Source organism: Streptomyces glaucescens, assembly GCF_002154375.1.
Taxonomy (GTDB): Bacteria; Actinomycetota; Actinomycetes; order Streptomycetales; family Streptomycetaceae; genus Streptomyces; species Streptomyces glaucescens.
Map to the genome: position 1 here is coordinate 1 of NZ_MUND01000875.1, position 5,785 is coordinate 5,785.

At 75.0% G+C, this 5,785-nt stretch carries 3 protein-coding genes; all 3 read left to right on the forward strand.

The genetic code is table 11. The features are described 5' to 3' along the window. A partial coding sequence (locus tag CCN42_RS38695) for a phosphopantetheine-binding protein (protein ID WP_143662184.1) occupies window positions 1-881 on the forward strand: 881 nt, incomplete at its 5' end. Continuing rightward, window positions 878-5,221: a non-ribosomal peptide synthetase gene (locus CCN42_RS38700; RefSeq protein WP_169731605.1), complete on the forward strand. Its 4,344-nt coding sequence runs from the start codon at window positions 878-880 to the stop codon at window positions 5,219-5,221. The genes CCN42_RS38695 and CCN42_RS38700, both read left to right, overlap by 4 nt. After that, window positions 5,218-5,785 (forward strand): Gfo/Idh/MocA family oxidoreductase (locus tag CCN42_RS38705; protein WP_158102197.1); only part of this gene is annotated, 568 nt, incomplete at its 3' end. The genes CCN42_RS38700 and CCN42_RS38705, both read left to right, overlap by 4 nt.

Here is a 5,785-nt window from a genome sequence, read left to right on the forward strand (position 1 = left end):
GCGAGCGCGGGCACGAGACGGACACGGCGGTGCAGGGCGCCGCCGGAATCTTCGCGCAGCACCTCCACGCCTACGACGCCGTCGTGGCCAACAACGTCCTGCACCGGATGCCCGACCCGGAGACGGCCGTGGCCACCATGGCCCTGCTGCTCGCCCCGGGCGGCCGCCTCTACCTCCTCGAACGCGCGTATCCCACCCCCCTCGCGCTGGTCACCGCGCTGCCGCTGGAGGCACGCGCGGGACGGTTCGAGGACGGCCGGCCGGCCGGCGACTGGCTGTACGGCCCCGAGCGCTGGGCGCGGGCCTGCGCCGAGGCCGGACTGGACGACGTGCGGGTCCTGCGCACCGAGGCCACCGGCGAGATCCTGCTGTGCGCCGACCGGCCCGGGACCGCTCGCGGCATCGACCCGGAGCAGGTGCGCCGCTGGGCCGCGGACCGGCTGCCCGACCACATGGTCCCGGCGCATCTCACCGTGCTGCCGGCACTGCCGCTCAGCGCCAACGGAAAGGTCGACCGGCGCCGGATCCGGACCGTGCTCGAACACTCCGCCGACCGGCCCCGCGACGTGGGCGACCCGCCGCGCGGCGCCACCGAGACGTTCGTCGCCGAACGGTGGACCAAGCTGCTCGGGCTGGACTCGGTCGGCCGCGACGAGAACTTCTTCCGGCTCGGCGGCGACAGCCTCCTCGCGACGCGCTTCGTCGCCGAGGTACGCGAGGCATGGGGCGTCGAGCTGCCCATGCGCGAGGTGATGCGCACCCCGACCGTCGCGGGACTGGGTGCGCTGATCGACCGGCTCGCCCCGGCCGGCGGCCGAGGGCCGGCCGACGGGGACGGCGGCTGGGACAGCGGGGACGACTGCGAAGAGGGTGCGGTGTGAACGCCAACGATCTGCTCGACGACTTCCGGGGCGCCGGTATCCGACTGTGGCGCGACGGGGAGCAGCTGCGCTTCCGCGCGCCCCGCGGCGCCATGACCGACGAGCGGCTGGCGGAACTGCGCCGCCGCAAGGCGGAACTCCTCACCCTCGTGGCCGACACCGCCGCGCAGCCGGACCCGGGCCGGCCGCAGGGCGGCGAGAAGATCTGGCAGGACCGGCCGGAGGCCCGCGAGGAGCCCTTCCCGCTGACCGACATCCAGTCGGCCTATCTCTTCGGCCGCAACCCGGCCTTCGACTACGGCGGCGTCTCCTGCCACATCTACCTGGAGTTCGAGTACCCGGCGGACCTCGACCCGCGGCGCCTCCAGCAGGCCTGGGACGGTCTGGTGCGACGCCACGACACCCTGCGCACGGTCATCTCCGAGGACGGCACCCAGCGGGTCCTGCCCGAACTGCGGGACACCGCCATCGCCGTCGCCGACCTGCGCGGAGCACCCGACGACACGGTCGGCAAGGCGATCGCCGGAGTGCGCGACGAGCTGTCCCACAAGGTGCACCCCACGGGCGAGCGCCCCATGCACGAGCTGCGCCTGACCCTGGCCACCGGGCGCAGCGTGCTGCACGTGTCGGTGGACTTCATGGCGCTCGACTGGCTCAGCATGCAGCAGGTGCTGTCCGAGCTGGACCGCCGCTACCGGCAGCCCGACTGCGAACTTCCCCCGGTGGACGCCACCTTCCGGGACTACGTCCTCGCCGAGCGCCGGCTGCGGGAGACCGAACGGTACGCGCGCGACCGCGCCTACTGGCTGGACCGCGTCGACGAGCTGCCCGGCGCCCCGGTGCTGCCGCTGCGCGACGACCACGACCCGGCGACCACCCCGCCCCGCTTCCGGCGTCTGACGGCCACCCTGGACCAGCGCGTGTGGCAGGCGCTGAAGGCGCGGGCCGGTACCCACGGCATCACACCGGCCAACGCGGTGCTGGCGGCGTACGCGGAGACGATCGGCCGCTGGAGCAGCGTCGAACGCTTCTGTCTGGGACTGCCCGTGCTCAACCGGATGCCGCTGCACCCGCACGTCGACCGGCTCCTGGGCGACTTCACCTCGCTGAGCCTGCTGGCCGTCGACCGCGAGGGCAGGAACAGCTTCGCCGACCGGGCCCGCGCCCTGGGCGAGCGGGTCTTCGACGACCTCGACCACCGGCTGTACAGCGGCGTGGAGGTGCTGCGCGAGCTGGCCCGGCGCCGCGGGCGGGAGGCGGCGGCGCTGCCGGTGGTCTTCACCGGCAGCATCGGGGTCGGCGGCACCACGGTGTCCCCGGCGGGCCGCGACCCGCGGCCGGTGTACGGCATCAGCCAGACCCCGCAGGTGTGGATCGACTGCCAGGTGGGCGACCAGTTCGGCGGCCTGGACATGAACTGGGACGTGCGGGAGGGCGTCTTCCCGGACGGCCTGGTGGACGACATGTTCGCCGCGTTCGAGGGGCTGCTGCATCGGCTGGCGGAGCGGGACGAGCCGTGGTCGGCGGTCGATCCGCAGCCGCTGCCGGAGCGGCAGCGCGCCGTGCGGACCGCGGTGAACGCCACTCAGGCGCCCGCGCCGGACCGCCTGCTGCACGAACCGCTCGTCGCCTACGCCCGCCGCAACCCGGACCGGGTCGCGGTGATCGACCCCGCCGGCTCGCTGACCTACGCGCAGTGGCTGGGGCGCGCGGCCGGGGTGGCCGAGCAGCTGCGGGCCGCGGGCTGCCGCCCCGGCGACTTCGTCGGCGCCCTCATCGACAAGTGCCGGGACCAGGCCGTCGGTGTGCTCGGCGTGCTCCTCGCGGGCGGGGTCTACGTCCCGGTCGACCTCGGCCAGCCGAGGAGCCGCCGGGACCGGATCCTCACCGACAGCGGGACCCGCTTCGCGGTCGTCACCGGCCCCGTGACCGGTGAACTGCCCGCCGGTGTCCGGGCGGTGGACGTGGGGGGCGTGCGGCCCGTCCCGGTGGCGGACGTCCCCGACGAGCGCCCGGTGGCACCCGGGGAACTGGCCTACGTGATGCACACCTCCGGCTCGACCGGGGTGCCCAAGGGCGTGATGATCAGCCACCTCGCCGCCGCCAACACCGTGCACGACATCAACGAGCGCTTCGGCGTCGGCGAGTCCGACCGGGTGCTGGGCCTGGCGGCGCTGAGCTTCGACCTGTCCGTGTACGACCTGTTCGGCCCGCCGGCCCTGGGCGCCCCCCTGGTCCTGCCGGACCCCGCCCGCCGCGGCGACCCCTCGCACTGGGCCGCGATGGTGGCCGAGCACCGTGTGACCCTGTGGAACTCGGTCCCCGCCCAGCTCCAGATGCTGATGCACTACCTGGACGCCGAGCCCGCCGAACTCACGAGTCTCCGGCTCGCGTTGCTGTCGGGCGACTGGATCCCGCTGTCGCTGCCCGCCCATGCCGGCCGGCACCTCCCGGGCACCGAACTGATCAGCCTGGGCGGGGCCACGGAGGCGGCGATCTGGTCGATCCACCACCGCATCGGCGCCGTCGAACCGCACTGGCGCAGCATCCCGTACGGCACCCCGCTGGCGAACCAGCGCTTCCATGTGCTCGACAGCGCGCTGCGCGACCGGCCCGACCTGGTCACCGGCGAGCTGTACATCGCCGGTATCGGCCTGGCCACGGGCTACCTCAACGACCCCGAGCGCACCGCGGAGCGGTTCCTGCGGCACCCGGAGACGGACGAGCGGCTGTACCGCACCGGCGACCTCGGCCGCTACCTGCCCGACGGCGAGATCGAGTTCCTCGGCCGGGCCGACCAGCAGGTCAAGATCCGCGGCCACCGCATCGAACTCGGCGAGATCGAGGCGGTGCTCGGCGAGCACCCGGCGGTGGGCACCCCGGTGGTGCTGGCGGCGGGCAGCGACGCCTTCGAGCGGGCCCTGGTCGCCTTCGTGATCCCGGCGCAGGAGGCCGGGGCCGCGGATCCTCAGGAACTCATCGGCTGGGTGGCCGAACGGCTGCCGTCGCACATGGTCCCGGCGCGGGTGCGGATCGTCGAGACGCTGCCCCTGACCGCGAACGGCAAGGTCGACCGCAAGCGGCTGCTGGAGTCCGCGCCGGCACCCGGCGCGCCGCGGACCGAGCACTCCGAGCCGCCGCGCCCCGGCCTCGAACAGCGGCTCGCGCAGCTGTGGGCCGAGGTGCTGGGCGGTGAACCACCCAGTCGGGAGAGGGGATTCTTCGACGCCGGCGGCAACTCCCTGCTCGCCGCCCAGTTCGTCGGCCAGGTGCGGGAACGGGTCGCCGAGGCCGCGCACGTCACCTTCGACGTCCTGCTGCGCGCGCTGCTCGACACGCCGACGGTCGCCGGACTGGCCCAGTGGCTGGAGTCCACCGCCGCCCCGGCACGGACCCCGCAGACGCCGGCGGCCACCGCCCCGCGGTCGTCGCTGATCCCGCTGGGCGGCTCCGGGCGGGGTCCGGTGCGGCTGCTCGTGCACGACGGCACCGGCACCCTGGCGCCGCACCGGTCCCTCATCACCGAACTCACCGCCCGCGGACCGCTGTTCGGGCTCGCCGCGCCCGACACCGACCCGCATGCCGGCCTCACCGCATCCGGCCTGGTCGAGCAACGGGCCGTCGGCTACGCCCGCGAGGTGCAGGCCGCCGGACTCGACGACGTCGAGATCGTCGGCTACTGCCTCGGCGGCCCGGTCGCCCTCGAACTGGCCCGGGCGCTCGGCGAGGCCGGCGTGACGGTGCGCCGGCTGACCCTCGTCTCCAGCCACCGCGTTCCGGACCCGCCGCACGACGAGCTGGTGCTGGACTACGCCTTCACCCGGGCGATGGGGGCCGACCCGGCAGCCCTCGGCTGGCCGGAGGACGAGACGGCCGTCGGCCGGGCCCTCGCCGCGGCGCCGGCCGGCTCGCCGGGCACCCTCGGGCAGGTGACGGGCGACGAGGCGCTGGAGTCGGTCGCCGAGCGGTTCCGCGCCCTCGGGCAGCGGGACACCGCCGAACGGCGAGCGGAACTGCACCAGGCGCTCGCCGCCGCCGACCCGGCGCACGGCGGCCCGGAGCGGATCGCGGCGCTGCACACCGCCTTCGCCCGGACCGTCGAGGCGGTGGCGCGCTACGAGCCCGAGCCGTACGCGGGAGACATCACCTTCCTCCGCCCGGCCGGACCCGGGCCCCTGCTGCCCGGTCCGCGGGACGACACGGCCGATTTCTGGCGCGAGGTGTGCCTGGGCGACCTGACGGTCGTCGACATCCCGGGCGACCACTTCGGCTGCCTCCGGCCCCCGCACGTGACGCGGACGGCGGCCGCGATCGCGACACCCGAGGCGGACGCCCGATGACGGGCGTGCGGCCGGGCCCGATGCGGGTCGTCGTGTGCGGTACGCGCTTCGGCCAGGTGTATCTCTCCGCGCTGGCCCGGGCCGCCCCGGAGCGTTACCGGCTGGCCGGCATCGTCGCCCGGGGCAGCGACCGCTCGGTCGCCCTGGCCGAGGAGTACGGCGTTCCGCTGTACCGCGCCGTCGAGGAACTGCCCGACGACATCGACGCGGCCTGTGTCGTGGTGTCGACCGCGGTCGGCGGCGGCCGGGGCGCCGAGCTGGCCCGCGCCCTGCTCGACCGCGGAGTGCACGTGCTCCAGGAGCACCCGCTGCACCCCACCGAACTGGCGGACTGCCTGCGGGTGGCGCGCCGGGCCGGGACCCAGTACATGGTGAACACCTTCTACCCGCACCTCGAACCGGTCCGGCGGTTCATCTCGTCCGCCCGCCGGCTCGTCGAGCTGCGCAAGCCGGTGTTCGTCGACGCCCTGTGCGCGGTGCAGGTCTCGTTCGACCTGCTCGACATCCTGGCGGAGGTCTTCGACGGACTGCGGCCCTGGTCGCTGACCCCGCCGGCCGGCGGGG